The 26,619-nt window shown below is 71.4% G+C and carries 24 protein-coding genes; 9 read left to right on the top strand and 15 right to left on the bottom strand.

The window, feature by feature from the left end:
• Positions 1 to 81 precede the first annotated feature (81 nt).
• The 5 genes from ACZ52J_RS09760 to ACZ52J_RS09740 all read left to right on the top strand — a co-directional run bounded on the left by ACZ52J_RS09760 (position 82) and on the right by ACZ52J_RS09740 (position 2,705).
• The gene (locus tag ACZ52J_RS09760) at positions 82 to 471 is read left to right on the top strand and encodes a hypothetical protein (protein WP_465617226.1); all 390 of its coding nucleotides are present in this window, start codon (positions 82 to 84) and stop codon (positions 469 to 471) included.
• A 4-nt stretch (positions 472 to 475) separates the two neighbouring features.
• Positions 476 to 955, top strand: a complete 480-nt coding sequence (locus ACZ52J_RS09755) for a hypothetical protein (protein ID WP_465617224.1) — start codon at positions 476 to 478, stop codon at positions 953 to 955.
• Positions 956 to 994: 39 nt separating this feature from the next.
• Positions 995 to 1,372, top strand: coding sequence for a hypothetical protein (locus ACZ52J_RS09750; RefSeq protein ID WP_465617222.1), 378 nt, complete (start codon positions 995 to 997; stop codon positions 1,370 to 1,372).
• 176 nt (positions 1,373 to 1,548) lie between these two features.
• Positions 1,549 to 2,019, top strand: a complete 471-nt coding sequence (locus ACZ52J_RS09745; RefSeq protein WP_465617220.1) for a hypothetical protein — start codon at positions 1,549 to 1,551, stop codon at positions 2,017 to 2,019.
• A complete protein-coding gene (locus tag ACZ52J_RS09740) occupies positions 1,965 to 2,705 on the top strand; it encodes a tyrosine-type recombinase/integrase (RefSeq protein ID WP_465617218.1) in 741 nt (246 codons plus the stop codon). Before ACZ52J_RS09745 ends, ACZ52J_RS09740 begins: the two co-directional genes overlap by 55 nt.
• 58 nt (positions 2,706 to 2,763) lie before the next feature.
• Here ACZ52J_RS09740 and ACZ52J_RS09735 read toward each other — a convergent pair whose 3' ends face one another.
• Complete coding sequence (locus ACZ52J_RS09735) at positions 2,764 to 2,955, bottom strand: helix-turn-helix domain-containing protein (protein WP_465617216.1); 192 nt, start codon at positions 2,953 to 2,955, stop codon at positions 2,764 to 2,766.
• Between the two features lie 245 nt (positions 2,956 to 3,200).
• Here ACZ52J_RS09735 and ACZ52J_RS09730 point away from each other — a divergent pair, with 245 nt between their 5' ends.
• Positions 3,201 to 4,619 carry an NAD(P)/FAD-dependent oxidoreductase gene (locus ACZ52J_RS09730; RefSeq protein ID WP_465617214.1) on the top strand — a complete coding sequence of 473 codons (1,419 nt, stop codon included), beginning with the start codon at positions 3,201 to 3,203 and terminating at the stop codon, positions 4,617 to 4,619.
• Positions 4,620 to 4,694: 75 nt separating this feature from the next.
• Positions 4,695 to 4,898 carry a hypothetical protein gene (locus ACZ52J_RS09725; RefSeq protein WP_465617212.1) on the top strand — a complete coding sequence of 68 codons (204 nt, stop codon included), beginning with the start codon at positions 4,695 to 4,697 and terminating at the stop codon, positions 4,896 to 4,898.
• A gap of 342 nt (positions 4,899 to 5,240) precedes the next feature.
• On the opposite strand, the gene ACZ52J_RS09720 is transcribed toward ACZ52J_RS09725, so the two are convergent.
• The 12 genes from ACZ52J_RS09720 to ACZ52J_RS09665 form a co-directional block, all read right to left on the bottom strand.
• Positions 5,241 to 6,788 (bottom strand): Na+/H+ antiporter, encoded by a 1,548-nt coding sequence (locus ACZ52J_RS09720; protein ID WP_465617210.1) that lies wholly within the window; start codon positions 6,786 to 6,788, stop codon positions 5,241 to 5,243.
• Positions 6,789 to 7,054: 266 nt separating this feature from the next.
• Positions 7,055 to 8,551 carry a hypothetical protein gene (locus tag ACZ52J_RS09715; protein ID WP_465617208.1) on the bottom strand — a complete coding sequence of 499 codons (1,497 nt, stop codon included), beginning with the start codon at positions 8,549 to 8,551 and terminating at the stop codon, positions 7,055 to 7,057.
• Between the two features lie 296 nt (positions 8,552 to 8,847).
• Positions 8,848 to 10,032, bottom strand: a complete 1,185-nt coding sequence (locus ACZ52J_RS09710) for an RICIN domain-containing protein (RefSeq protein ID WP_465617206.1) — start codon at positions 10,030 to 10,032, stop codon at positions 8,848 to 8,850.
• Between the two features lie 245 nt (positions 10,033 to 10,277).
• Positions 10,278 to 10,961, bottom strand: coding sequence for a response regulator (locus tag ACZ52J_RS09705; protein ID WP_465617204.1), 684 nt, complete (start codon positions 10,959 to 10,961; stop codon positions 10,278 to 10,280).
• Positions 10,958 to 13,540 carry an ATP-binding protein gene (locus ACZ52J_RS09700; protein WP_465617202.1) on the bottom strand — a complete coding sequence of 861 codons (2,583 nt, stop codon included), beginning with the start codon at positions 13,538 to 13,540 and terminating at the stop codon, positions 10,958 to 10,960. The genes ACZ52J_RS09705 and ACZ52J_RS09700 overlap by 4 nt, the downstream gene beginning before the upstream one ends.
• Positions 13,541 to 13,668: 128 nt before the next feature.
• Positions 13,669 to 14,304: a potassium-transporting ATPase subunit KdpC gene (gene kdpC, locus ACZ52J_RS09695; RefSeq protein ID WP_465617200.1), complete on the bottom strand. Its 636-nt coding sequence runs from the start codon at positions 14,302 to 14,304 to the stop codon at positions 13,669 to 13,671.
• A gap of 18 nt (positions 14,305 to 14,322) precedes the next feature.
• Positions 14,323 to 16,437: a potassium-transporting ATPase subunit KdpB gene (gene kdpB / locus ACZ52J_RS09690; protein ID WP_465617198.1), complete on the bottom strand. Its 2,115-nt coding sequence runs from the start codon at positions 16,435 to 16,437 to the stop codon at positions 14,323 to 14,325.
• Positions 16,437 to 18,101 carry a potassium-transporting ATPase subunit KdpA gene (gene kdpA, locus ACZ52J_RS09685; RefSeq protein WP_465617196.1) on the bottom strand — a complete coding sequence of 555 codons (1,665 nt, stop codon included), beginning with the start codon at positions 18,099 to 18,101 and terminating at the stop codon, positions 16,437 to 16,439. Before kdpA ends, kdpB (ACZ52J_RS09690) begins: the two co-directional genes overlap by 1 nt.
• 1 nt (position 18,102) lies before the next feature.
• Positions 18,103 to 18,192, bottom strand: coding sequence for a K(+)-transporting ATPase subunit F (gene kdpF, locus ACZ52J_RS09680; protein ID WP_360508580.1), 90 nt, complete (start codon positions 18,190 to 18,192; stop codon positions 18,103 to 18,105).
• Between the two features lie 371 nt (positions 18,193 to 18,563).
• On the bottom strand, positions 18,564 to 18,713 hold the full coding sequence (locus ACZ52J_RS09675) for a hypothetical protein (protein ID WP_465617194.1): 150 nt from the start codon (positions 18,711 to 18,713) through the stop codon (positions 18,564 to 18,566).
• A gap of 231 nt (positions 18,714 to 18,944) precedes the next feature.
• On the bottom strand, positions 18,945 to 19,019 hold the full coding sequence (locus ACZ52J_RS09670; RefSeq protein WP_465617425.1) for a 50S ribosomal protein bL37: 75 nt from the start codon (positions 19,017 to 19,019) through the stop codon (positions 18,945 to 18,947).
• Positions 19,020 to 19,066: 47 nt separating this feature from the next.
• The gene (locus ACZ52J_RS09665) at positions 19,067 to 19,888 is read right to left on the bottom strand and encodes an SDR family NAD(P)-dependent oxidoreductase (protein WP_465617192.1); all 822 of its coding nucleotides are present in this window, start codon (positions 19,886 to 19,888) and stop codon (positions 19,067 to 19,069) included.
• A gap of 787 nt (positions 19,889 to 20,675) precedes the next feature.
• Between ACZ52J_RS09665 and ACZ52J_RS09660 the strand changes: the two genes are divergently transcribed.
• Together ACZ52J_RS09660 and kdpB (ACZ52J_RS09655) are read left to right on the top strand one after the other, a co-directional pair.
• Complete coding sequence (locus tag ACZ52J_RS09660) at positions 20,676 to 21,197, top strand: GNAT family N-acetyltransferase (RefSeq protein ID WP_465617190.1); 522 nt, start codon at positions 20,676 to 20,678, stop codon at positions 21,195 to 21,197.
• Between the two features lie 175 nt (positions 21,198 to 21,372).
• The gene (gene kdpB / locus ACZ52J_RS09655; RefSeq protein WP_465617188.1) at positions 21,373 to 23,559 is read left to right on the top strand and encodes a potassium-transporting ATPase subunit KdpB; all 2,187 of its coding nucleotides are present in this window, start codon (positions 21,373 to 21,375) and stop codon (positions 23,557 to 23,559) included.
• A 44-nt stretch (positions 23,560 to 23,603) separates the two neighbouring features.
• Here kdpB (ACZ52J_RS09655) and ACZ52J_RS09650 read toward each other — a convergent pair whose 3' ends face one another.
• Both ACZ52J_RS09650 and ACZ52J_RS09645 read right to left on the bottom strand, forming a co-directional pair.
• Entirely contained in the window at positions 23,604 to 24,035 is a 432-nt protein-coding gene (locus ACZ52J_RS09650; RefSeq protein ID WP_465617186.1) for a hypothetical protein, read from the bottom strand.
• A 154-nt stretch (positions 24,036 to 24,189) separates the two neighbouring features.
• Positions 24,190 to 26,616 carry a DUF4118 domain-containing protein gene (locus tag ACZ52J_RS09645; protein WP_465617184.1) on the bottom strand — a complete coding sequence of 809 codons (2,427 nt, stop codon included), beginning with the start codon at positions 26,614 to 26,616 and terminating at the stop codon, positions 24,190 to 24,192.
• Between the last annotated feature and the right edge of the window lie 3 nt (positions 26,617 to 26,619).

Genomic DNA, 26,619 nt, shown 5'->3' with positions numbered 1-26,619 from the left:
GGACTACTGGGGGCCGCAGCGCTTTCCCAGGGAGCCCGGCGGCACCGCCCCCGACCGAGCCCGCCGATGAGGTGATGGCAGATGATCACGGAACTGGCCCTGGAACGCGTGGAATTCACCCGCAGGCACTGCCGGCACCTGTGGAGCGTCGACTACGACGTCCGGCAGTACCGCGACGACGACGGGACGACGAGGGAGTACTTCTCCCGGGACGACACCGCCCCCGCCTCCCCCTGCGCCCCGTCCGCCGCCACGGCCCGCCCCGGGCGCGGGCGCTGCCGGGCGGGCCGCATCGCCGCCCGCCGCCCCACCGCGATCTCGCCCGGCACCCCGGCAACGCCGCGCCGGCACGTCACCGACAGCGTGGGCCACCGGCCCGGACGCCACGGCGCCCCCCGGCTCGGCGCTTGCGCCCACCCCCAGCCGCCGCGAACCGGCGGGCCCGACCGCTCACCTGCCGAGGAGGTGTGAGGCGATGGCCGTACTGACCGTCGACGGCCAGGACCTGATCGTCGACCTCGCATGGTGGGAGCGCCTCGCCGCCGGCACCGGCCGGATACGCATCCCGCTGGCGGCGGTGGAGAGCGTGACGGCGACCCGGCAGCCGTGGCGGCTTCTGCGCGGCACCCGGGAGCGGGGCCTGCTCATCCCCGGCCGACTGTGCGCCGGCATCTGGCGCCACTCCCGCGGACGCGACCTCGTCGCCCTTCGCCCGTTCGGCGCGAGCGCGGTCGGCATCGACCTGCGCCCTCCCGCGCCCTACGCCCGCATCGCCGCCCACGCCACCCGGGCCCCGCAGACCGCGGCCGACCTGCGGACCGCGATTCGCCGCGCCACCGCCACCGCCACCCACCAGGCGCCCGCGCCCGAGGCCCCCGCCGCTCCACCGGCCCCACCCGGCAGGGCCGGTCGCCGACGCCGGCGCCGGCCGGGCCCGGTCGCGGCACACGCCTGACCTCGAACCCCGCGCACATCCGCCGAAGGAAGGCCGGCGATGACAACCGATCGCACCCCGCAGCAGATCGCGGTGGCCGCCGCCGACGAGATCCGCCGGCTCAACGCACGCACCACCCGCACCGACGCGTACCCGTATCCCACCGACGTCCACCACACCGCCGGCGCCCTGGCAGGCCTGCTCGAACAGCTGCCCCGTACCCTGCACCAGCTCGCCGCCGGGCTGAACGCCATACCCACCGAGAACCTCGCGATCTACGACGATCCGCCCACCCCCGCCCGACGACGAGACGACGTCACCCACGAACTCGGCGCCACCATCGCCGCACTCCAGAACGCCGCCACCCACCTGCGCCGCGCCCAGCACGCCGCCGCCGACCTCGTCTACACCGGCCCCGTCGGGACCGGCCAGGCCTGAAGGTGCCCGACCCTGAACGAGCCCACGCGCGGTTCGCGCCTGCACGATCTCGTCACCGGATCGCCCGATGAAGTTCCACCACATACCACCGCTCTGCCGTTTCTTCCCAGCTCAGGGGCTTGATCGACCATCCGGGGTCAGCAAAAGGTCAGCAAGACGCCCGGGAGTCGACAACCATGGCCACCATCAACCTCGTCCGCGGCATGGGCAGCTTCTTCAAGGAGTGCGAGCACCCCGAGAGCCGGTGGTCGAGGTGCCCGCACGAGTACAAGATCCGGTACCGCAACGCGGCCGGGCGGCAGACCGAGGAGTCGGGCTTCGCCACGCAGGACAAGGCGAAGGCCCGGCTCATCGAGGTGTACCAGGCCCGCAAGAGCGCCCCGCAGAGCCAGCGCAAGGCGGAACGGATCCAGAAGTACGGCCCGATGCAGTTCGAGCCGTACGTCGAGGAGTGGAAGGCCGGCCAGCGCCACCTCGGCGCCGCCTCCCTCCGCCACCTCGACTCGCTGCTGGAACACCACCTGTACCCCGCCTTCCGCAGCCGCCGGATGGGCACCTTCGACCACAAGGTCGTCGAGACCTCATCCAGACCATGGAGCGCAGCGGTGTCGGCCTCGCCACTCAGTCCAACGCCTTCGACAAGCTGAAGTCGGTCCTCCTCGACGCCCACCGCCTCGGCCTCTACGACGAGAACCCGTTCGACGGCGTCAAGCCGCCCCAGTACGACCCGAAGCGCGCCGTCATCCCCTCCCTCTCCCAACTCCAGGGGATACGCACCGCCGGCGACGATGCCTTCCGCGTCATTGCCGACCTGATGAGCGGCTGCGGTCTGCGCAACGGCGAGGCCACCGCGGTCAACATCAACAACATCGTCGCCGACGACGTCTACCGCGTCACCGAGCAGGTCAACCAGACCACCAAGGACTACGCCCCGCTCAAGCACCGCAAGGCGGGCGACTACCGCGACGTCCCGCTGCCGGCCCGGGTCAAGCTGACCGTCGAGTGGTACGCCGACAAGTACGGCACGGTCGACGGCTACCTCCTCCGCCACCCCCGGGACCTCAGCAAGCCCTTCCCGTACCACATCCTGAACAACCGCTGGCAGCGCCTCGTCAAGCAGGCCGACGACATCGACATCCCCGAGGGCATGACCCTCTACGGCCTCCGCCACTTCTTCGCCTCGAACTGCCTCACCCACAACATCCCGATCACCGACGTCGCCGAGTGGATGGGTCACAAGAGCATCGACGTCACCTTCAAGGTCTACCGCCACCTGATGCCCGGCTCGATCAGCCGTGCTGCCCAGCTCCTCGACCTCGGCCTCGCCGCCTGAACGAATGAGGAGGGCCTGCCCCCGGTTGGGGCGGGCCCTCCTCGTCTTCTGGTCGACGTCACACCGCTGACAGGCGCTGTTGCTTCACCCACGCCTGCACCTCGGACACCTTGAACTGCAGCTTCGCGTTGCGTCCCCGCCCGAACCTGTAGGGGACGAGGCCAACTTGAGGAGCTTCGCGGTACACCCACGGTACGGACATGTTCAGGTACTCCGCGGCCTCTTTGACGCTCATGAACTGCTCGGCCACGACTCTCCTCTGCGACGGCCGATGGCTACTGTTGCCGCGGGCAGTCCGGAGCGTCGCACGGAACAACGGCTCGGCCGCGCCGGGTTGTTGTGGTAACTCGTATCGCAGGCTTCCAGCGCCGGATTCGTTCCGCTTCGCTCCCGTGACAAGGGCCCGGCCGGGAGGCCGGTGATCCTCGCGGTGGACGACGACCCCCAGGTGCTCCGCGCCGTCCGCCGCGCTCCGCGTACGCCGACCGCTACCGTGTGCTGAGCGCCGCTTCCGCCGCCGATGCGCTCAGCATCCTGGACGCCCTCGACGAGCGTGCCCAGGACCCGGCGCTCTTCCTGGTCGACCATCGGATGCCGGACATGACCGGCATCGACTTCCTCCTGGAGGCCGTGAGCCGATTCCCGGACGCCAAACGGGTACTGCTCACCGCGTTCGCCGAGACCGACACCACGATCACCGCCATCAACAAGGTGCGGCTCGACGACTACCTGATGAAGCCCTGGGACCCACCCACCGAGCGGCTCTTCCCCGTGCTGGACGACCTGCTCTCCGACTGGACCGCCTCGTACCGCCCCGCCTACCAGGGCATCCGCGTCGTCGGGCACCTTGTCTCCGCCGGAACGCTCTCCGCCCCGGGCACCGCCGAGCTCGTCGGCCGCCTCGGCCTGGTCACCACCGCCTCCCGGCCGCACTACGACACGGTCATCGTCGGCGCCGGCCCGGCCGGGCTCGCCGCCGGCGTGTACGCGGCCTCGGAGGGCCTGTCCACCCTGCTGCTGGACGCCGACTCGCCCGGCGGACAGGCCGGTACGTCGAGCCTGATCGAGAACTACCTGGGCTTCCCCGCCGGCCTGTCGGGCGCCGACCTCGCCCGGCGCGCGGTCAGCCAGGCCACCCGCTTCGGCGCGGAACTGCTCCATCCGGTGGATGTCGTCGGGCTACGACGGGCCGACCCCGCCCGGATCCTGACGCTCGCCGACGGCTCCGAGGTCAGTGCCGGGACCGTGCTGGTGGCCACAGGGGTCTCGTACAACCGCCTGGAGGTATCGGGCGCGGAGCGGTTCGAGGACGCAGGCCTGTACTACAGGGCCGCGACCACCGAGAGCAGTTCCTGCCTCTCGCACCACGTCCACATCATCGGCGGCGCCAACTCGGCCGGACAGGCCGCGATCCACTTCGCCCGGTACGCGGCGAGGGTCACCGTGCTGGTGCGGGGCGACTCGCTGGAGGCCGGGATGTCGAGGTACCTCGTCGAGGAGATCCACCGGACCCCGAACATCGAGGTGCGCCTCGGCACCCGGGTCCTCGCCCTGGACGGATCGGAACGGCTGGAGCACATCACGCTCCAGGACGACGCCACCGGTCGACGGACCGAGGAGACGGCCGGGTTCGTCTTCACCTTCATCGGCGGGCGGCCCCGCACCGGCTGGCTGGACGGCGTCGTGGACCGCGACGACCACGGGTTCGTCCTGACCGGGTCCGACCTGAGAGGCACCGGCGAACGGCCGGCTTCCTGGCCACTGGCACGCGACCCCTACCCGCCGGAGACCAGCGTCCCAGGCGTGTTCGCGGCCGGAGACGTGCGCGCCGGCTCGATCAAGCGCGTCGCGTCGGGCGTCGGCGAAGGCGCCATGGCCGTAGCCCTCATCCACCGCTACCGAGCGGGCGGTTGACCCCCGGCCCGCGGCGGGGCCGGAAGTCCGGCACGGCCCGTCGATGCCCGACGGCTCGGGTGGATAATCCCTACCGTGACTTCAGGAACAGACCGCCGAAGGTGGCAGCGCGCGCTTCGCGCCTTCGCATTCCTCTTCGTCGGCGGCGGGATCGGCTTCCTCGTCTGCGCGCTGGTGACGCATCGCCCCGGCGGCGAAGTGCCGTGGGTCGGCATGCTGTTCGGCTCGACCGTGTGTGCGGTGCTCACCGCGTTCGTCCCGGCGCGACGCCGGCGCTGAACCTCCTCCGCGGAACGCGAGCTGGTGAATGCCCTCCTCGCTGGATCACGGTTCGGCCTTCCCCCGGCGAGGCCGACTCCCCCGCAGCGCTGCTGACCTTTGCCGACTGCAACGCCCTGATCGCCCGCCTCGTACTCCGGTCCGCTGGCGCACCTCGTCCTCGCGCCCGCCCCAACCGCTGAGCCTGCCGCTCAGCGCGAGATGACTGCGCGACCTCACCCGGGCCTCTGCTCGCTCTCGACTCCCCGTGCGGACCACCCGGCACCACCCGTCCGCCCGGCCCGCCGCCCGAAGGCCGCGGGCCGGGGGCCGGGGGCCGGGGGCCGGGGGCCGGGCCGGTCTTCAGGGTGTGCCGAGGGCGGCTTCCTCCCGGTCGAGGTCGTGCTGGAGGCTGCGGCGGGTGGTGTCACTGATGCGGTGTTCGTCGTAGAGACGGCGCAGTTCGGTGCTCTGGACGGCGATGACCTCGCGGCGCAGCTGGCGGTAGGCGGTGTCGGCGGTGGTGCCGTCGGGGGTTTCGGGGGTGTGGTCGAGGCGGGCGGTGAGGGCGCGGCGGACCCGGTCGAGGGCGGTGTCGGGGAGGGCTTCCAGTTCGGTGAGGTGGTCGATGTGGTCGAGGGCGGCGCGGTTGAGGGTGTCGCGGGCGTCGTCTTCTTCGCGGGTGGTGTGTTCGGGTTCGAGGGCGAGGCCGGAGCGGTTGACGACGGCGGCGAGGGTGAGGCCCTGGACGACGAGGGTGAAGACGACGACGGCGGTGGTGAGTACCAGGACCAGGGGGCGTCCGGTGAGTTTGGTGCCGTCGTCGGCGAGCAGGGGGATGGAGAGGGAGGCGGCGAGTGGCATGACGCCGCGGGTGCCGGCCCAGGTGACGACCCCGGCGACGCGCCAGGAGAGCCGGCCGCGGTTGGGTTTGACGGCGCGGGTCAGCGGCAGGGTGGAGAGCACGCGCACGGCGATCAGGACGGCCGCGAGCGCGAGTGCCTGCAGGGGCCACCAGCCGGTGCCGGCGGGCAGGTCCCGTACGAGGGTGGGCAGTTCCAGGCCGACGATGGAGAAGACGACGCTCTCCAGCAGGAACACCACGACCGCGTACACGGCGTTGAGCTGCAGCCGGATGTGGGCGTCGGTGAGCCGGTGGCCGGAGCGGCCGAGGAGCACGCCGGCGACCACCACGGAGGTGACGCCCGAGGTGTGCGCGGACTCGGCCAGTACGTAGGCCGCGTACGGGGTGACCAGGGCGATCACCGTCTCCAGCACCGGGTCGGTGGTGCGGCGGCGCACCAGCCACACCAAGCCGGCGACGGCGGCACCGACCAGGCTTCCGCCCCCGCCGAGCAGCAGGAACTCCCCGCCCGCCGCCGGCAGGCTCACCGAGGCGCCGACGGCCACCGCGATGCCGGCGGCGACCTTGAACAGGACGAGCGAGGTGGCGTCGTTGAACAGGCTCTCGGCCTGCACCAGCACCTGGAGCCGCCCCGGGAGGGCCAGGCGGCGGCCGAGCGCGGTGACGGCCACCGGGTCTGTACTGGAGAGGACGGCGCCGAGTACGAAGGCCATCGCGGGCGGCAGCCCGGCGACGGCGACGGCGGTGAAGCCGACGGCGGCGGCGGAGGCGAAGACGAGGCCGAAGGAGAGGATGGTCACCGGGCGCCAGACCGTGTGGAGGTCGCGCAGCGACAGTTCCTCGGCGGAGGCGTACAGCAGCGGGGGCAGGACCACCATGCCGATCACCTGCGGCGGTACGTGCAGGGCGGGGACGCCGGGTATCAGTGCTACCCCGATGCCCGCCAGGACCAGCAGCGACGGCGCGGGAACGCGCAGCCGCCCGGCGAAGGTGGCCACGGCCGTGGCCAGGACCACCAGGACGAGAACGATCGCCACGACGTGCATCGGTGGAAAGGACCCCATCGCAAGAATCGGGGTCACCGTGGCCGATGCCGCAGTCGTCCCCCGCGCCGACCAGGCTTCCCGGCACACCTGTCGTCATCTTATCGGAGCATTAGCGGGGGCAGGCAGGCTCGGGATCACGGACATCGGAGCGCGAGCGGTGCGAACAGGGCGTGGCCGTCTCCGCCCGCGCCTGGCGGTCACTGGCCGTACTCCTCCGGCTGCGGGTAGCGGACGGAGGCGAGCCGGTTGCCGTCGGCCTCTCCCGGTCAGGCGAACTCGCGCAGGCGCGGCCGCACTCCCAGCGCGGTCAGGGCGAGTGCCGCCGCCAGGGCCGCCGCGCCGAGGCCGGCGGTGGTGGCGTCGAGGTCGTCGTCGGTGGTGGCGACCGCGGCCTCGAAGGCGCGCTGGTTGATCGCCTGGTTGTCGTCGAGGGCGGCGCTGAGCACGCCGAAGTCGGCGTTGGACTGGCCCGGAGTGAGGCCGGTGTTGTAGGTGACGGCCTCCTTGAGCTTTCCCTGGGCGTTCAGCTCGCGGATCTTCCGGTCGTCGCGCTGGTACTGCTGGAAGGCCGCCAGCACCCGCTCCGCCGCGTCCTGCTCCCCCGCGAAGGTGATGTTGCGCAGTTCGTCGCCGAGGTACCCGCCGAACCCGACCTGGCCGTGGTCGGCCCGGTGCCGGTCGGCCAGTGCGGCGAGCCGGTCGTTGTACGTGGTGAGGGTGGCGCCGTCGACCCGGGCGAAGGCCTGGGTCTTGTCGAGGAAGCTCTGCTCGTAGGCCGCCGCCCGGGCGGGGTCGGTCAGGTACCGGCTCTCGTCGGCGTTGAGGTCGTACGCGACCGCGCGCGCCCTGCTGAGGGCGATCACCGAGTCGAAGGAGTTGCTCTTCGCGACCACCAGCTGGTCGTCCGAGCGGGACGCCAGCGCCAGCGCGGTGACCAGGCCGACGACGGTGAGGAGGGTGGCGACGGCCAGTGGCACGTTCACCAGCCGCCGGAAGCGCACCGCCAGCAGCCGCTGCAGCAGCCCGAGCGCGACCAGGGCGGTCAGGCCGGTGAGCAGGATCTCCCACCAGCCGCCGGCCAGGGCGTCGCGCTGGTCCGCGTAGTTGCGCTCCACGACGGCCGCGTTGGCCTTGGTCACCTCGTCGACGGCCGGCAGCAGTTGCTGGCGCAGCAGGTCGGTGGCCTGCCGGTAGGCCACGAGGGCGTCCGTTGAGGGGCGGCCGGCCGGGGCGTGGGCCTGCTCTTCCAGCAGCTGGGCGCGGGCCACCAGGGCTTCGTGGCGGCCGAGTTCACCGATGACGGTCTGCACCGCCCGCTGCCCGGCCGGATCACCGGTCACTGCCTCGGCGACGCGCTGCAGGTCGGTGTCGGCCTGGGTGCGGCGCTGCTCGTAGGTGTCCAGGGTCTGCTTGCGCAGTGCCGTGTAGTCCGGGTCGGCGCCGAACAGCAACAGGTTGGCGGCCTGGGCGTCCATGTCGTTGAGCGCGAAGTACAGGTCCGCCGAGCGCACCACCTGCGGGGCGGCCCGGTGACCGATCACGTCCGCGCCGTCCCGGGCCCCGCCCAGGACGGTCGCCGCCGCCGTTCCGGCGACGAGCAGCGCGACGAGGCAGAGGCCGGTGAGCCCGCGCACCAGGCGCGGGGTGTTCCACCAGGCCCGGCTGCGCCAGGCGCGGCCGAGCCAGTGACCGGGAGCGCGCGACCCGGGAGGCGGTGCGGCTGTCTCCTGGCGCGCCGTCTCCGACGCGACCGTTTTCCCCATGACAGCCGTACCGCCCGACGTACCCGTTGGCATCGCCGCGCGCCCCCTCACCCTGTTTCTCACTGGCCGCCGAACTTCCCCGGAGGAATCTCCGGGGCGGTGTCGGCAAACGGTTCTCCGCCAGGCCCCACGCCCGGACGGAGAACCGTTTCCTCGCAGCTCACACTAGGTGCGGCCGAACAGCTGTCCGCCCGCCCTGATGCGTCCTTGACGCGGGCGACGGCCATCTTGACGAGGCGTTGGCGCAAGACCCGTCCGAGTGAGCGGCCGGGGTGCATCCCGGGCGGGGCTCCCCCTCAGCGGGTGATCGTCCACTGCTGCTCGGCGGACCCGTCGCAGGTCCACACGCCGAGCGTCTTCCGGTCCTCGTGATAGGTCAGGCAGTCCTGGTCGCTGATCCTGATCTGGAAGCGGTCACCCGTGACGTTGAGGACCTCCCACCTCTGCTCCGCGCCACCCTTCCAGCCGTTGACATCGGCGAAGTAGGTGCCGGTGTTCTCGGTGAGTTCCGGGCCGAGGCCGTTGGTGATCCGGTAGCGGCCGTCACCGGCGTCCTTGAAGGTCCAGCGGGAGTCGGCGCCGCCGAGCTTGCCGGCGATCACCGCCGAGCCCGCGGCGTCGCCGGTGGCGACGGCGCCCAGACCGTTGACCGTCCGCACGTACACCGGGGTGTCCAGCGGCGGGCGGCCCGAGCCGGACGGCTTGCCGGGCTGGGCGGGCGTTCCCGGCTTGCCGGGCTTGGCGGGCACGCCCGGGGTCGCGGGCACGCCCGGGGTCGCGGGCTCGCCGACGGACACTCCGGGCACCACCACGGGCACGGCCGGCACCGCCGGAGAGGCGATCTGCCCCGGATTGGCCGGGGAGCCGGACGGGATGGCGCTGGTCAGCGTCCGCCGGAAGTTCACCACCGCGTCGGTGTGGTTGTACCGCTGGCCCGGTCGGCTGGTACCCGGCGGGTAGGCCCAGTTGTGCTCACGGCTGGTCCGGTCGAACAGGCCGTAGAACGCCCAGTTCCCCCAGCCGCCGTCGAAGCCGTTGGCGAACATGCCGCCGCCGTGGAAGATCCAGATCCGGTAGGTCTGATCCTCGCGCGAGGTCTGGTCGTGGTACGTGACGTCGTAGGTGAAGTCGACGTCCTCCAAGTGCTCCTCGTAGTTGTGGACGTACCACGGATCCCCGAAGGCGTTGTTGCCCTTGATGTCGAAGATCATCACGTTGTAGTAGCCACCGGTCTTGTTCACCAGCATGTCGAGCAGCCCCTTGACGAAGTCCTCGCGGGCCCTCCGCTTGGCCTCACCGCTCTTCTGGGCCTGCTGGATGCACCACACGAAGGCGGTGGAGCCCGGCGTCACCACGTTCGCGGCGTTGCAGTTCTCCTTCGCGGGGTCGTAGCTCCCGTCGGCCGCCGCCGGCCCCGCCAGGCCCGCGACGGCCAGGGCGGCGATACCCACGGCTGCGGCCGCCGGCTTGATCCTCGACAACACGTACTCTCCTTCGAATTCGGACCCGAACGGATCCGGTCGGAAAGCACGATGGCAGGGGAGGACGTCGATTCCGCGATTCGGCCGGTGATCCTGACGGGATCCATGCGAGGCCGATCAAGAACCCGCGAATTCCGTTGAACTCCCCTTCCCGGATGAGCCGTTGACCAGTGCAGGAGCCATGGACCGAAAGGCTTGGGACATCGACCGGAACGCGAGTCCCGGCCGTCCCGGATACCTCCGGGTCAGGGCTGGAACCGGTAGCCGATCCCGGGTTCCGTGATCAGGTGGCGCGGACGGCCCGGCTCGGGTTCGAGCTTTCGCCGCATGCTGGAGAAGTAGACCCTCAGGTAATTGCCGTTGCCCTCCGCCTCCGGGCCCCACACCTCGGTCAGGATCTGCCGGCCGGGCACCAGCCGGCCGGGGTTGGCGAGCAGCAGGGCGAGGATCCGCCACTCGGTCGGGGTCAATCGGACCGGGCCGTCCGGACCGGTGACCGTGCCCGCACCGAGATCGATCTCGTGCGGCCCGATCCGTGCCGACGGCTCGGGCGCCGTCGGGGCTGCGCCCTGCGGACGGCGCAGAACGGCCCGTAGCCGGGCGAGGAGTTCGTCCACGTTGAAGGGCTTGGTCAGGTAGTCGTCCGCGCCCGCGTCGAACGCGCGGAGCTTGTCCTCGATGTCGGCCCGGCCGGTCAGTACGATGATCGGCACGGTCAGCGTGGAGCGGACGCCGTGGATCACGTCCACGCCGTCGAAGTCCGGCAGGCCGAGGTCCAGGACGATGGCGTCGGGTGGCGCTTGGCCCGCCGAGTCCAGGGCTTCCTGGCCGGTGGCCGCGGTGAGCACCGAGTAGTGCCGGGCCTGGAGGTTGATCCGCAGGGTGCGCAGCAGTGCCGGTTCGTCGTCGACGACGAGGATGTGGCTCACCGGTCCGCGCTCCTCTCCAGCAGGGCGATGCCGGGTTCCCCGGTCCGAGTCTCCGGTGCTGCCGGCAGGGTGAGGAGCATGGTGGTGCCGCCGCCGGGGGTGTCCTCGACCTCCAGGCTGCCGCCCATGGCCTCGGCGAGGCCGCGGGAGAGGGCGAGCCCGAGGCCGACGCCGGTGGTGTTGTCGGTGTCGCCGAGGCGCTGGAAGGGCAGGAAGACCCGGTCGCGGTCCTCGGGGTCGATGCCGGGGCCGCGGTCGATCACCCGGATCTCGACCTGGTCGGCGTGGTGGCTGGCGGTGACCAGGACGGGTGCGCCGGGGGCGTTGTACCGCAGCGCGTTGGTGATCACGTTGGCGAGCACGCGTTCCAGCAGCGGCGGGTCGGCGAGCACCGCCGGGGCGGTGTCCAGGTCCAGCGGCTGGACGGGCGCGTACGGGTCGGTCAGCGAGTCCACGGCACGCATCAGGACGTCTTCCAGCAGGGTGGGCGCCATGTGGAGGGTGAGCGCGCCGGCCTGGAGGCGGCTCATGTCGAGCAGGTTGTCGACCAGGCGGGTGAGTTTGACGAGTGATTCGTCGGCGGTGGCGAGGAGTTCGTCCTGGTCCTCGGGCGAGAACTCGACGTCGGGGCTGCGCAGCGAGCCGACCGAGGCGAGGGCGGCGGCGAGCGGGGTGCGCAGGTCGTGGCTGACGGCGGCGAGCAGGGCGGTACGCATCCGGTCGGCGGCCTTGATCGGCTCGACCTCGGCGGCGACCACGGCCAGCCGGTCGCGTTCCAGGGCGGCGGCGACGTGGGCGGCGAAGGCGGTGAGGACGCGCTGGTCGGCGGCGGGCAGCCGGCGGCCGGTGAGCACCAGGACGGCCCGCTCTCCGACGGCCACCTCGGTGGCCTCCTCCGGGCTTCCGGTCTCGACGTCTCCGTCCGTCTCGGCATCACTGCGCGCGATGGTCTCTCCCGTGAGGCTGTCGAGCAGGGCGACGGAGTCCATCCCGAAGGCCGTCCGGGACTTCTCCAGCAGGGCGGGCACCGCGTCGGCGCCCCGCAGCACGCTGCCGGCCAGGGTGGAGAGGGTCTCGGCCTCGGCGGTGGCCCGGGCGGCCCGGCTGGTGAGCCGGCCGGCGTGGTCGACCACGGTGGAAACGGTCAGCGCGACGGTGGCGAAGACCACCAGGGCGACGATGTTGTTGGCCTCGTCGATGGTCAGGGTGTGGAGGGGCGGGATGAAGAAGTAGTTCAGCAGCACCGAGGCGATGACCGAGGCCAGCAAGGCGGACAGCGCACCCCCCAGCAACGCCACGGCTACGACACCGAGTTGGAAGATCAGCGCGTCCGTGGTCAGGTTGAGTGTGCTACGGAACGGCGACAGCGCGACGGTGAGCAGCAGGGGAACGATCAGGCCCGCCGTGTAGCCGGCGATGGTGCGGCGGCGGGAGTGGCGGCGGCCGAGCGCGGGCAGCCGGCCGCGGCCGGTGAACTCGTGGGTGACCATGTGGACGTCGATGTCCTCGGAGGCGTCCACGGTGGTCTGCCCGGTGCCGGGGCCGGTCAGGAAGCGGTTGATCCGGCCGCGGCGGCTGGTGCCGAGCACCAGCTGGGTGGCGTCGTGGGCGCGGGCGAAGGCGAGCAGGGCGGTGGGGATGTCGTCGCCGACGACCACGTGGTAGCTGCCGCCGAGGGTCTCGACCAGTTGCCGTTGCTGGGCGAGCGCGCCGGAGGAGGCGCCGGCCAGGCCGTCGCTGCGGGTGACGTGGACGGCCAGCAGGTCACCGCCGGCGGTGCGGTCGGCGATGCGGGCGGCGCGGCGGATCAGGGTCTCGCCCTCGGGGCCGCCGGTGAGGGCGACCACGACGCGTTCGCGGGTCTCCCAGACCCGGTCGATCCTGTGGCTGGCGCGGTAGTCGCGCAGGCCCTCGTCGACGCGTCCGGCGACCCAGAGCAGGGCGAGTTCGCGCAGGGCGGTGAGGTTGCCGACCCGGAAGTAGTTGGAGAGCGCGGCGTCCACCTTCTCCGCCTTGTAGACGTTGCCGTGGGCCATCCGGCGGCGCAGTGCCTGCGGGGCCATGTCGACGAGTTCGATCTGGTCGGCCCGGCGGACCACCTCGTCGGGGACGGTCTCGCGCTGCGGGATGCCGGTGATCTTCTGGACGACGTCGTTCAGCGATTCCAGGTGCTGGATGTTGACGGTGGTGATGACGTCGATCCCGGCGGCGAGCAGTTCCTCGACGTCCTGCCAGCGCTTGGCGTGCCGGCCGCCGGGGATGTTGGTGTGCGCCAGCTCGTCGACCAGGACGACGGACGGGCGGCGGGCGAGCACCGCGTCGAGGTCCATCTCCTCGAACTCGGCGTCCCGGTAGGTCCGTCTGGTGCGCGGCATCACCTCAAGCCCGTCCACCAGCCCTTCGGTGAACCTCCGCCCGTGACACTCGATGAACCCGACCACCACCTCCGCGCCACGGTCCTGTCGGCGGTGGGCCTCGTCCAGCATCCGGTAGGTCTTGCCGACCCCGGGGGCCGAGCCGAGATAGACCCTCAGCCGGCCGCGGCGGTGCATGGTGCCGGGGGCGAGGTCGCGAGCCATGGGCGCTGCTCTTTCCTTGTGTGGCTGGCAGGTTGGTGGTGCGCAGACATGGGCGACCGACCCGGGCGCGGGGGCGTGCCCCCCGTACCCGGGTCGGTCTGGTCACTCGGCAGATCGATGGAGTGTCATCACTTCTGCTCGCTGAGCGCCTTGTTGAGCAGCACGACGTTCACGCCGTCCTGTCCGAGGAAGCCGGCCGAGCGGCCCTCGGTGTACTTCTCGACCAGCTGGTTCAGCTTGTCGGCCGGGAGGTTGCGCTCCTTGGCGACCCGGTTGACCTGCTCCTTGGCGTAGGCCACCGAGATGTGCGGGTCGAGGCCGGAGCCGGAGGCGGTCAGCGCGTCGGCCGGCACGCTCGCCGGGTCGACGCCGTCGAACGCGGCGACGGCGGCACGGCGGTCGTTGACGGCCTTCAGCAGGTCCTCGCTGTTCGGCCCCTGGTTGGAGGCGGCGGACGAGGAGGCGTCGTAGCCGGTCCCGGCCGCGGAGGGGCGGGGCTGGAACCACTTCGGGTCCGGCTGGGCCTCCTCCTTCGGGTCGTCCGGATTGGCCTTGGGCAGGTTGAAGTTCTGGCCGATCAGGCTGGAGCCGACCTCCTTGCCGTCGGACGTCACGATCGAGCCGTTGGCCTTGTCGCTGAACGCGACCTGGGAGATCCCGGTGACGAGCAGCGGGTAGACGACTCCGAGGATCACGGTCAGCACGAGGAGTACTCGCAGGGCCGTGAAGTGTGTCCGCACGGCGGCGGGCAGGGGCTTGGACATGGCGGGTGGACTCCTTTCTCAGCTGAGGCCGGGGATGAACTGGACGATCAGGTCGATCAGCTTGATGCCGACGAACGGCACCACCAGACCGCCGAAGCCGTAGATCCCGATGTTGCGGCGCAGCAGGGAGCTGGCGTCGGAGGGCCGGTACTTGACGCCGCGCAGGGCGAGCGGGATGAGGCCGATGATGACCAGGGCGTTGAAGATGATCGCCGAGGTGATCGCGGACTGCGGGCTGTGCAGGCCCATGATGTTGAGGTGGCTCAGGCCCGGGTAGACCCCGGCGAACATCGCGGGGATGATCGCGAAGTACTTGGCCACGTCGTTGGCGATGGAGAAGGTGGTCAGCGCGCCGCGGGTGATGAGCAGCTGCTTGCCGATCTCCACGATCTCGATCAGCTTGGTGGGGTTGGAGTCCAGGTCGACCATGTTGCCGGCCTCCTTGGCCGCCATGGTCCCGGTGTTCATCGCGACGCCGACGTCGGCCTGGGCGAGGGCGGGGGCGTCGTTGGTGCCGTCGCCGGTCATCGCGACCAGCTTGCCGCCCTCCTGCTCCTTCTTGATCAGGGCCATCTTGTCCTCGGGCGTGGCCTCGGCGAGGAAGTCGTCGACGCCGGCCTCCTCCGCGATCGCCTTGGCGGTCAGCGGGTTGTCGCCCGTGATCATGATGGTCTTGATGCCCATCCGGCGCAGCTCGTCGAACCGCTCCCGCATGCCCTCCTTGACCACGTCCTTGAGGTAGATCACTCCGAGGGCCTTCGGGGCCGCACTGCCGATCCGGGACGCGACGAGCAGCGGGGTACCACCCGCGGCGGAGATGCCGTCGACGAGCTCGGCAACGTCCTTGCCGACTGTGCCACCGTTCTCGGTCACCCAGTTGGTGACCGAACCCGCCGCACCCTTGCGCACCGAGTGGACGCCGTCCGCCTCGTCGAGATCGACGCCCGACATGCGGGTCTGGGCGGTGAACGGCACCCAGGTGGCGTGGGTCAGCTCGCCCTGGGCGCGGGCCCGCAGACCGTACTCGGTCTTGGCGAGGACCACGATCGAGCGGCCCTCCGGCGTCTCGTCCGCGAGGGAGGAGAGCTGCGCGGCACTCGCGAGCTCCTCGACGGTCACGCCCTCGGCCGGCTGGAACTCGGCGGCCTGGCGGTTGCCGAGGGTGATGGTGCCGGTCTTGTCGAGCAGCAGGGTGTTGACGTCGCCGGCGGCCTCGACGGCCCGGCCGGACATCGCCAGCACGTTGCGCTGCACCAGCCGGTCCATGCCCGCGATGCCGATCGCGGAGAGCAGCGCGCCGATCGTGGTCGGGATGAGCGCCACGATCAGGGCGACCAGCACGATCATCGACTGCGGGGCGCCCGCGTAGGTGGCCATCGGCTGGAGCGTGACGACCGCGACCAGGAAGACGATGGTCAGCGAGGCCAGCAGGATGTTGAGCGCGATCTCGTTCGGCGTCTTCTGCCGGGCGGCGCCCTCGACCAGGGCGATCATCCGGTCGATGAAGGACTTGCCGGGCTCCGAGGCGATCTTCACCACGATCCGGTCGGACAGCACCTTGGTACCGCCGGTGACGGCGGACCGGTCGCCGCCGGACTCGCGGATCACCGGCGCGGACTCACCGGTGATCGCCGACTCGTCCACCGAGGCGACACCCTCGACGACGTCACCGTCGCCCGGGATGACCTGCCCCGCCTCGACCACCACGTGGTCGCCGAGTTGGAGGGCCGTGCCGGGCACCTCCTCCTCGTCCTGCGTGGCGGGCCAGTTGGTGAGCCGGCGGGCGACGCTCTCGGTCTTGGTCTTGCGCAGGGTGTCGGCCTGGGCTTTCCCGCGCCCCTCGGCGACGGCCTCGGCCAGGTTGGCGAAGATCGTGGTCAGCCAGAGCCACACCGTGATGGACCAGGCGAACACGGACGGGCTGGCGATCGCGGAGACCGTGGTGACCACCGAGCCGACCTCGACCACGAACATCACCGGGTTCTTGACCATCACCCGGGGATCGAGCTTCTTCACCGCGTCCGGCAGCGAGGAGAGGAGGAGTTTCGGGTCCAGCAATCCGCTGGAGACTCTGTGCGGTGCCGCGTTCTCGGTCTTGTCGACCGGTGCAGGACTAAGGGTGGGGGTGGACATCAGGAGGTGAGACCTTCCGCGATCGGCCCGAGAGCCAGGGCCGGGAAGTAGGTGAGGCCGACGACGATCAGGACGACGCCCGACAGCAGGCCCACGAACAGCGGCTTGTGGGTGGGCAGGGTGCCCGGGGTGGCCGGGACCGGCTGCTGCTGGGCGAGCGAGCCGGCCAGCGCCAGGGCGAAGACGATCGGCAGGAAGCGGCCGAAGACCATCGCCAGTCCGAGCGCGGTGTCGTACCAGTCGGTGTTGACGGTGATCCCGCCGAAGGCCGAGCCGTTGTTGTTGGCGGCGGAGGTGAAGGCGTACAGCACCTCGGAGAAGCCGTGGGCGCCCGAGTTGAGCATCCCGGCTCGCTCGCCCGGCAGGGCCATCGCCACACCCGTGCCGACCAGGACGATCGTCGGGGTGGTGAGGATGTACAGCGAGGCGAACTTCATCTCCCGGCCGCCGAGCTTCTTGCCCAGGTACTCGGGGGTGCGCCCGACCATCAGACCGGCCACGAACACCGCCACGATGGCGAGGACCAGCATCCCGTACAGGCCGGAGCCCACACCGCCCGGCGCGATCTCGCCCAGCATCATGTTGAAGATCGTGATGCCGCCGCCGAACGGCGTGAACGAGTCGTGGAAAGCATCCACCGCACCCGTCGACGTCAGCGTCGTCGACGCGGCGAACAGCGAGCTGGCGGCGATACCGAACCGCTGCTCCTTGCCCTCCATCGCACCGCCCGCGGCCTGCAGGGCGGAGCCCGAGTGCTGCGACTCGGCGAGGGTGATCAGCGCCACCGAGGCGACCCAGAAGATCGCCATCACGGCCGCGATCGCGTAGCCCTGGCGGTTGTCCCCGACCATGCGGCCGAAGGCCCGGGGCAGCGCGAACGGGATGAGCAGGATCAGGAAGATCTCCAGCCAGTTCGTGAACCCGGTCGGGTTCTCGAACGGGTGGGCGGAGTTGGCGTTGAAGAAGCCGCCGCCGTTGGTGCCCAGCTCCTTGATGACCTCCTGGGAGGCCACCGGGCCGCCCGGGATCTTCTGCACGTCACCCGCGAGGTTGGTCATCTCGTGGAAGCCGTGGAAGTTCTGGATCACGCCGTTGGCCACCAGGACGAGGGCGAAGACGATCGAGATCGGCAGCAGCAGTCGCAGGTTGATCCGGACCAGGTCGACCCAGAAGTTGCCCAGCCGGTCCGTCTTGTTGCGGGTGAAGCCCCGGATCAGCGCCGCCACGATGGCGATGCCGACGGCCGCGGAGACGAAGTTCTGCACCGCCAGGCCGGCCATCTGCACCAGGTGGCCCATCGCGGACTCACCGCCGTAGGACTGCCAGTTGGTGTTGGTGACGAACGAGATCGCGGTGTTCCAGGCCTGGTGGCCCTCCATCTGCTGGACGCCCAGGTTCAGCAGCAGGTAGCCCTGGAGCCGGATCAGGCCGTACAGGAAGAGGACGGAGACGGCCGAGAAGGCCAGCACCGAGCGCAGGTACACCGGCCAGCGCTGGTCGGCGTCACCGTCGACGCCGATCACCTTGTAGATGCCGCGCTCGGCTCTGAGGTGCTTCGAGGTGGTCAGGATGCGGGCGATGTAGTCGCCCAGGGGGCGGTAGCACAGGACCAACGCGGCCACCAGGGCCAGGGCCTGCAGCCAGCCCGCGAGAGTGGAGCTCATGTCAGAACTTCTCCGGGTAGATCAGCGCGAGGATGAGGTAGCCGACGAGCGCGACGGCCACGATGAGACCTGTGATGTTCTCGGCACTCACAGCTTCTCCACCCCCCGCGCGATCAGGGCGATGACGGCGAACACGGCGACCGTGACACCGACGTAGATGAGATCCGACATGGGCTCCACCAGCGTGGTTCGGGAGATGCCGCGACCTGGCCGAGGGCCGCTCACGGCACCGGCGGAAGACCGGCGGGAGCAGCCAACCAGCCGTCAGGGGCGCGCAGCGCGTCCCTGATGCCGTCCATACGGGTGATCCGGAAACATTGACGCGGCCCTTATATCGGCGTCATTCACTCGAGACCGCGGATTGTCCTGAACGTTTCGATGAGCCTGTCAGCGCGGCCTCGCCGGCGGTGACCGAGACCGCGGCATTCAGGACATAGTCGATCACAAGCAAGGCGGCCGCCGTCAGCGCCGTCCGGCGGCCCAGGTGCGCCTTGGCGACCGCGTACGCGCCGCCAGTCCGCCGAGCGCGCTGAGCAGGTGCCGCTCGTCGCCCGCGCCGGTATCCGGCGGCTCGGGATCGGCCGCGACAGTCGGAATCGTGCTTTCTGGCATTCGTGGCTCCTCGATCGTGATGCTGATCGATCGTGAAGCCGCCCGGGGCACCTCCCTCCGCTTCCTACGCACTCTTGATGCCGGCGGCACCGCCCTTGACGCGTTCTTGATGACCCGTACAGCGGTTCGGCCCCTGAGGCACCGCCCGTCCGCACAGCCGGACGGCGGGCCTCAGGGGCCGAAGGTGTGCACCCGGTGCCGGTGGCACGCGGCACCGGGTGGTCTGTCGGGCTACTGCCCGGGCTTGCGGCCGTGGTTCGACTTCTTCTTCCGCCGGGCCTTCTTCTTACGGGCGCGCTTGGACATCGTGTTCTTTCTCGTGATCGTCGGGTTGCCGCATCGGGTGGTGCGGTTCAGACCGCCTGGCCGACCAGCTGGTCGGCGAGCTTGGCCAGCCGCTTCAGCGAGCGCTCCTCCTGGGCGGCCTGCGCGGTCGGCGCGATGACGCCACCGTCGAAGTAGGCGCCGTTGGCGACAACCGTCTCCGGCAGGCAGAGCCTGACCACGGCCGCCGCCCCCTCCGCCGCCGGTGCACCGGCTCGCCCGTACAGCGGCAGCAGCGCGGTGTCGCACAGGCCGGGGTTGACACTGACGGCGGTGATGCCGGAACCGGCCGGGGCCATGTCGGCGGTCGCCATGGTGAGCGCCAGCTGCGACTGCGCGTAGGCGGCGACCCGGGAGTACTTCTTCACCCGGTGCGGGTCCGACCAGTTCATCGAGGCGGTGCGGTGCAGGGACGACGACACGTTGACGATCCGGGCATCGCCGGCCGCCGACAGCGGGGCGCGCAACAGCTTGGAAAGCAGGTGCGCGGCCAGGAAGTTGACCTGAAGCGAGACCTCGTTGCCGTCGTCGGTCAGCGTGCAGCGTTCGGGCGCCACCGTGGCGGCGTTGTTGACCAGCAGGTCCAGCGCCGGGTAGTGCTTGACGACGGTGCCGGCCAGCACCGCGACCTCCGACAGGCGAGTGAAGTCGGCTGCCAGCTCGACGAGTTGGTCGCGCCGGACACCCGCGTCGACCAGCCGGGCGACAGCCGCCTCGGCCTCGCCGGTGGTGCGCGCGTGCACGAGCACGGTCGCGCCGTGCCCGGCGAGCAGCCGGGCGGTCTCCCAGCCGATCCCGGACGAGGCGCCGGTGACGAGGGCGGTGCGGGCGGACAGAACAGCGTCGGACATGACCCATCCAAGGGTGGAAAGGCACCGGCGGGGTGCGAAGGCACGGCGGCATGAAGCCGCGGCGCAGACGGGGCCACCGGTGCGAAAGGGTGTGATGCGATGAGAACGCTCGTCCGCCCCCTGCTCTCGGAGCCTGTCGGGCAGGGGACGGACGGCGGTGATCGGCACGGGCACGACGTAACGGCACCGGGCCCGTGCACGCCGCCGGTGACGAGCGGGAAGGAGCTCGGTCCTACCGGACGGCGATGGCGACCGCGACAGCGACGATCCGCGGCCGACTATGCGGCGGGCGGTCGTGGTGGCGTGTCGAGCGGTGCATGTCCCCCATCAAAGCCACCCCCGATGCCGGGGGCAAGCTCGTTCACCCTCCCTGACGAACCCCTGACGGGCTCTCGACGTCTTGTTGATGCGGTGCCCCTGGCACCGGGCCGGGCTTTCGGCACACGCCAAGGCTCCGTCAGCAAGAACCCCCGTCGCTGCCAGGCTTTCGTCAACGAGCCGACATCAACCCACCCCGGTCTGCCGTACTGGACGGATGTCCGTCACCGTTCTGCCCTCCCATGACTGGTTCACCCCCGAGCAGCCGGGCGCGAGCGTCCTGCCCGCCCACGTCGCGCGGAGTGCCCACGGCGGCTGGTAGGCGGACGACCCCGACACCGTCCGGGCACTACTGGTGCACTGCGGGCCGGAACGGCTGCTGATCGGAGATCCCGAACATCTGGACCCGGACGTCCTTGCCCGCTTCGGACGAGGGCAGTTCCACGCTCCGGACCGCTTCCTCCCCCTGTTGGGACGCACGTTCAGCCACATCACGCCGTGGATCCGCGTGCTGCACGTCCACTCGGAGCGGCCTCGGCCGGTCTCCCGCAACACCGCGGCCTGGGTACGCCCACTTCACGCCACCGATGAGGCGCACCTCGAACGGTTCGCCCGCCGTTCCTCCTCCGCGAACCGCCCTGGCCTCCCGCACTGGGCCGCCGAGACCTGGGGCGGTCATCACGCACTCGCGGCGAGCGGCTTCGCCTGGGGCGCGTTCCTCGGGCCGTACCTGGCCTCGGTCGCCTGTGGCTACCTCGCCGGACGGAACCACCTGGACATCGCAGTGGCGACGGACCCGGCGTTCCGGCGCCTCGACCTCGCACTCGCCTGCGTCCGTGCCGCCACGACCGCCGCCCACGCCCAAGGCCTCACCCCGACCTGGTCGGCGCCGCAGAGCAACCACGCCAGCCGGACCCTCGCCGAAGCCGCGGGCTTCCGACCCGTGCGACAGGAGGTGGTGTACTGGGCCGGCCCGGCACGCACTCTCTGACGAACAGGTGTCCGACAAGACGTCAGGGTGCCGTCAGGGAAACCGTCCTGGGCGCCAAGCCGTCATCAAGACCCGCATGGCGCGTGAAGATCCGGTGCTTCGCTCTCCGGCGTTACCGTCACTCCCCCGAACCGCCGCCCCACCCGACCGGGCGGCCCGGAAGGTCCCCGAGACGATGCGCCGTTCGGCTCTCACCACCCCGGACACCACCTCCGATCAGCAGAACTGGTTCCGCCGCCCGGAGCGGAGCCCGGCGCCGGCACCCGAGCCGCCGCCGAGCCACCGGCCCACGTCACCGGGAGGCCGACGCCGGCTCATCACCCGGCGGCAGCTGGCCGAGGCGCTGCCCGCCGCCGTCCGCAAGCTCCACCCGCGCGTCATGATGCGCAACCCGGTGATGCTGGTGGTCGAGACCGGCTCCGCGCTCACCACCATCAGCGCGGTGCTCCACCCCGGCGTCTTCGCCTGGGTCATCTCCTTCTGGCTCTGGCTGACCGTGCTCTTCGCCAACCTCGCCGAGGCCGTCGCCGAGAGCCGCGGCAAGGCGCAGGCCGACTCGCTGCGCCGCGCCCAGGCGGGCACCACCGCGCGGCGGCTGCTGCACTGGCGGGTCGGCACCCGCGACCACCGCCACGAGGTCATCCCCGCCGAGCAGTTACTGCTGCACGACATCGTGCTGGTGGCGGCCGGCGAGGTGATCCCGCAGGACGGCGAGGTGGTCGAGGGGGTCGCCACCGTCGACGAATCGGCGATCACCGGGGAGTCCGCACCCGTCATCCGGGAGTCCGGCGGCGACCGCACCGGCGTCACCGGCGGCACCAAGGTGCTCTCGGACCACCTCGTCGTCCGGGTCACCTCCCGGCCCGGGCAGAGCTTCGTCGACCGGATGATCTCCCTGGTCGAGGGCGCGAACCGGCAGAAGACCCCGAACGAGATCGCGCTCAACATCCTGCTCGCCTCGCTCACCATCGTCTTCCTGCTCTCGGTGGTCTCGCTCCAGCCGATGGCCCTCTACGCGAACGCGCCCCAGACCACCATCGTGCTGGTCGCGCTGATGGTCGCGCTGATCCCGACCACGATCGGCGCTCTGCTCTCGGCGATCGGCATCGCCGGGATGGACCGCCTGGTGCAGCGCAACGTGGTCGCCCTCTCCGGCCGCGCGGTGGAGGCCGCCGGGGACGTCGACGTGCTGCTGCTCGACAAGACCGGCACCATCACCCACGGCAACCGCCGGGCCGTCGCCCTGCACCCGCTGCCCGGCGCGACCACCGAACAGCTCGCCGAAGCGGCCCAGTTGGCCTCCGTCGCGGACGAGACCCCGGAGGGCCGGTCGCTCGTCGAGCTGACGAACCGCCAGTACTGGGTGCCGCCCCGCTCCCCCGGTGAACTCGGCGAGCAGCAGCCCGTCCCGTTCACCGCACACAGCCGGATGAGCGGCGTCGACCTCACCTGGCCCGACGGCACCGTCTGCCTGATCCGCAAGGGCGCCGCGAGCGCCGTCGCCCGCTGGGTCGTCGACTCCGGCGGACGGCTCCCGATCGAGGCCAAGCCGCTCGTCGACCGCATCGCCGAGGCCGGCGGCACCCCGCTGCTGGTCGCCGTCCACGACCGGCACGGCGCCCGCGCGCTCGGCGTCGTCGAACTCAAGGACGTGGTGAAGGAGGGCATCGCCGAACGCTTCGCCGAACTGCGCCGGATGGGCATCCGCACGGTCATGGTCACCGGCGACAACCCGCTCACCGCCAAGGCCATCGCCGCGGAGGCCGGGGTGGACGACTTCCTCGCCGAGGCCACCCCCGAGGACAAGCTCGCCCACCTGCGGCGCGAACAGGCCGCCGGGAACATGGTCGCCATGACCGGCGACGGCACCAACGACGCCCCCGCCCTCGCCCAGGCCGACGTCGGCGTCGCGATGAACTCCGGCACCCCGGCCGCCAAGGAGGCCGGCAACATGGTCGACCTCGACTCCAACCCGGCCAAACTGATCGACATCATCCGGGTCGGCAAGCAACTCCTCATCACCCGCGGAGCGTTGACCACCTTCTCGATCACCAACGACGTCGCCAAGTTCTTCGCGATCATCCCCGCGATGTTCGCGAACGCCTACCCCGGACTGCACCACCTCAACATCATGGAACTGCACAGCCCCACCTCGGCCATCGCCTCCGCGATCATCTTCAACGCGCTGATCATCGTCGCCCTGATCCCCCTCGCCCTGCGCGGCGTCCGCTACCAGCCCGCCTCCGCCACCGACCTGCTCCGCCGCAACCTGCGCGTCTACGGGCTCGGCGGGCTGGTGCTGCCCTTCCTCGGCATCAAGGCGATCGACCTGCTGATCCAGTTCGTGCCCGGGCTCGGATAGCAGACCGGCCCGCCGCCTCCGGAACGACGCCGAGGCGGCGGGCATCAACCGATGTGACGCTCGGCCCCTTCGCCGACCGGAAGGCGCTCGACGCGGATCGCCCGACGCGGAATCGCAGCAGGCAGGGAGAGCACCAGGGCAGCGGCAGTGAAGAGAACGAAGTGCTCGCTCTCGATCCCCACGCCGGACCAGCCGAGTTCGGCATGGTGGTGCTCGACGAAGGCGTTGCAACACAACCACGCCGCCAGGCCGACCAGTGGCGCGGCCAGGGGCCGGGAGAAGGCTCCTGCCAGCGCGGCCAGGCTGACGTACGCGATGTACGGCAACCAGCCGGCGTGGAGCTCGCCCAGCCAACCGAGGCCGAGTGCGAGCGCGCCCCCTGCGACCAGGGCCACGGTGCCCGACACCGGGACCGGCAGGCGGTCGAGGACGGGATGGTAGCGACGGCCACCGGGGCGGGCGGAGTACATGCGCATCGTCCTGTCCCAGCTTCGCCGCGAGTTCGTTCGAGGCCAGCAAACCCACGGGCCCACGGCCCCTCGCCCCGCGTTGACGAGATCCTTACGCCGACGCCCGGATTCACAACGCGATCTTGACGCCCCGCGTCGCCAACCGATCCGCGCCATGGGATCAGGCCACCGCACGGACCAGGCTGATCACGTACGCGGTGCCGCCGCCGGGTGCCTCCTCGACGGCCAGCTCGACGTTCATCGCCTCCACGAAGCCCCGCACCACCGCCGGCCCGGTCTCCTCCCGACCGACAGCCTCGCCTCCGTGCACGGTGACCCGGACGTCCACTCGCCCGGCCACCTGGCCGGCGTCGACCACCACCGGCCCTGCTCCCGCCGCCCCGAGTGCCAGGAGGTCCGCGAACGCCCGCTCCAGGAGCCCGGGATCGGCGAGCACCCGCGGCAGCTCCGACTCCAACTCGATGCGCACGCCGGTCAGTCCCTCGGCAGCGGCCCGCACCACCTCGGCCACCGCCGTCGGCCGCAGCACCACCGGCATCACCCCGGCCCGCAGCCGACTCAGATCCAGCAGGTTGGCGATCAGCCGCTCCATCCGTTCGACCTCGGCGCCGATCCGCCGCCCGTCCGGGTCCGGCATCCGTTCCGCTTCCCGGCGCACCGCTGCCAGCGGCGTGCGCAGGTCCTCTCCGACGGCTTCCAGCAACGCCGTGTGCAGCGCGTCGGCGTGCGCGAGGACCTCGGCCGCCGATGCTTGCGCGACCAGCCGCTCACGCTCCCGGGCCAGCTTCAACTGGGTGACGTACGGCCCGAGCAACCGGGTGTCCTCCTCGGTGAATGGCGTACCCCGCAGGACGAGGACCGCCTCGTCCCCCAGGTCGACGGAGAACGACGCCTCGTCGGGCAGCAGCGGCACCTCCGCCCCGGCCGAAGCCGCCGGTTGCCAGAGCGCGCCCGTACGAACGAGTACGGCGGCCGCGTCCAGCCCGAAGACCTGCCGAAGCTCGGCCACCAGATCGGACGACACCCGTGCCCCGGATTCCACCGTCTCCCCCGCCAGCCTGGTGAGGACGGCCGCCTCCGCGCGCGCCCGGTCCGCCTGCTGCGAGCGGCGCGTCAGGCCGTCGATCAGGTGGGAGATCACCCCGGCCACCGCGAGGAACACCAGCAGCGCCGCGACGTCAGCGCCCTGCTCCACCGTCAGGCTGTGCCAGGGCGTGGTGAAGAAGTAGTCCGCCGCGAGTGCGCCCGCTGCCGTGCTGCCCGCCGCGGGTAGCAGCCCACCCAGCCGAGCCGTCCCCGCCACCACCAGCAGCAGGCACAGCAGCACGCCGGGCAGGCCGAGCGAGTCGCGCAGCGGCGACAGCGCCCAGACCAGCGCGATCGCTCCGGCTGGTCCGAGCAGCCACGCCAGTCGGCGCCGCCGGACCGGCACGAGTGCCGGGCGGCGTCTGCGCGGCGCGGGCGGCACCGTCAGTAGTCCCGGCTCCGGCGGCGGCAGCACGCGCACATCGATCGGGCCGGCCAGCCGGATCACCCGGTTGATCACCGAGCCGGATACCAGCTCACGCAGCCTGCTGCGGCTGGTCGGCCCCAGCAGGAGTTGCGTGGCGCTCTCCGTCCGGGCGAAGTCCACCAGAGCCCGCGCGACGTCGCTGCCGCTCACCTCCACGTAGGTGCCGCGCAGCTCCCGGAGCAGTTCCCGTTGCGGCGCCAGGCCCGGCGGCTCGCGCTCGACCGTGCCGTCGTCCAGGCGGACGTGCACGCCGAGGAGGTCCCCGTGGACCCGGGCCGCGGTGCGGGCTCCCCGGCGGATCAGGTGCTCGCCCTGCGGTGCGCCGTTGAGGGCGACCATGATCCGTTCCTTGGTCTCCCAGGGCGCCCGGATGCCGTGCCGGGCCCGGTAGTCCGCCAGCTCCTCCTCCACCCGGTCCGCGAGCCACAGCAACGCCAGTTCCCGCAGGGCGCCCAGGTTGCCGGCCCGAAAGTAGTGGTCCAGCGCCACGTCGATCCGGTCCGGCGGGTAGACCTCCCCCTGCGCCATCCGGGTGCGCAGCGCCTGCGGGCTGAGGTCGACCAACTCGATCCGGTCGGCGGCCCGGACCACGTCGTCCGGGATCGTCTCGCGCTGGGCGACGCCGGTGATCTGCTCGACGACGTCGTTCAGGCTTTCCAGGTGCTGGATGTTGAGCGTCGTCGCCACGTCGATCCCGGCGTCCAGCAGCTCCCGCACGTCCTGCCAGCGCTTCTCGTTCCGCCCGCCGGGCACGTTGGTGTGGGCGAGCTCGTCCACCAGCGCGAGCGCCGGGCGGCGCGCCAGCAGTGCGTCCAGATCGAGCTCCGTCAGCTCCACGCCCCGGTACGACACGGGCCGCCGGGGCAGCACGGGCAGGTCCCTCAGCTGGTTCTCCGTCCCGTGCCGGCCGTACGTCTCGACCAGGCCGACCACCACGTCCAGCCCCTCGCCGCGCAGCCGCCGCCCCTCCCGGAGCATGGCGTACGTCTTCCCCACCCCCGGCGCCGCTCCCAGGAACACCCGCAGCTTCCCGGCCACCGCCGTCCCGCCGTCTCTCTCCGTCTCCGGTTCCATGTT

This window comes from Kitasatospora sp. NPDC034035, assembly GCF_055575755.1.
Note: the sequence above shows the minus strand (reverse complement) of the source record. Positions and strands in the feature narration are given on the sequence as shown.

Excerpts from the sequence above, each read along its gene's own strand:
- kdpC (WP_465617200.1), bottom strand. The coding sequence starts at position 14,304 with ATGTCCAAGCCCCTGCCCGCCGCCGTGCGGACACACTTCACGGCCCTG.
- ACZ52J_RS09675 (WP_465617194.1), bottom strand. The coding sequence starts at position 18,713 with ATGCCAGAAAGCACGATTCCGACTGTCGCGGCCGATCCCGAGCCGCCG.
- kdpB (WP_465617188.1), top strand. The coding sequence starts at position 21,373 with ATGCGCCGTTCGGCTCTCACCACCCCGGACACCACCTCCGATCAGCAG.
- ACZ52J_RS09645 (WP_465617184.1), bottom strand. The coding sequence starts at position 26,616 with ATGGAACCGGAGACGGAGAGAGACGGCGGGACGGCGGTGGCCGGGAAG.
- ACZ52J_RS09750 (WP_465617222.1), top strand. The coding sequence starts at position 995 with ATGACAACCGATCGCACCCCGCAGCAGATCGCGGTGGCCGCCGCCGAC.
- ACZ52J_RS09715 (WP_465617208.1), bottom strand. The coding sequence starts at position 8,551 with ATGGGGAAAACGGTCGCGTCGGAGACGGCGCGCCAGGAGACAGCCGCA.
- ACZ52J_RS09745 (WP_465617220.1), top strand. The coding sequence starts at position 1,549 with ATGGCCACCATCAACCTCGTCCGCGGCATGGGCAGCTTCTTCAAGGAG.
- ACZ52J_RS09665 (WP_465617192.1), bottom strand. The coding sequence starts at position 19,888 with ATGTCCGACGCTGTTCTGTCCGCCCGCACCGCCCTCGTCACCGGCGCC.
- ACZ52J_RS09760 (WP_465617226.1), top strand. The coding sequence starts at position 82 with ATGATCACGGAACTGGCCCTGGAACGCGTGGAATTCACCCGCAGGCAC.
- ACZ52J_RS09740 (WP_465617218.1), top strand. The coding sequence starts at position 1,965 with ATGGAGCGCAGCGGTGTCGGCCTCGCCACTCAGTCCAACGCCTTCGAC.
- ACZ52J_RS09700 (WP_465617202.1), bottom strand. The coding sequence starts at position 13,540 with ATGGCTCGCGACCTCGCCCCCGGCACCATGCACCGCCGCGGCCGGCTG.
- kdpB (WP_465617198.1), bottom strand. The coding sequence starts at position 16,437 with ATGTCCACCCCCACCCTTAGTCCTGCACCGGTCGACAAGACCGAGAAC.
- ACZ52J_RS09755 (WP_465617224.1), top strand. The coding sequence starts at position 476 with ATGGCCGTACTGACCGTCGACGGCCAGGACCTGATCGTCGACCTCGCA.
- ACZ52J_RS09650 (WP_465617186.1), bottom strand. The coding sequence starts at position 24,035 with ATGCGCATGTACTCCGCCCGCCCCGGTGGCCGTCGCTACCATCCCGTC.
- ACZ52J_RS09720 (WP_465617210.1), bottom strand. The coding sequence starts at position 6,788 with ATGCACGTCGTGGCGATCGTTCTCGTCCTGGTGGTCCTGGCCACGGCC.
- kdpA (WP_465617196.1), bottom strand. The coding sequence starts at position 18,101 with ATGAGCTCCACTCTCGCGGGCTGGCTGCAGGCCCTGGCCCTGGTGGCC.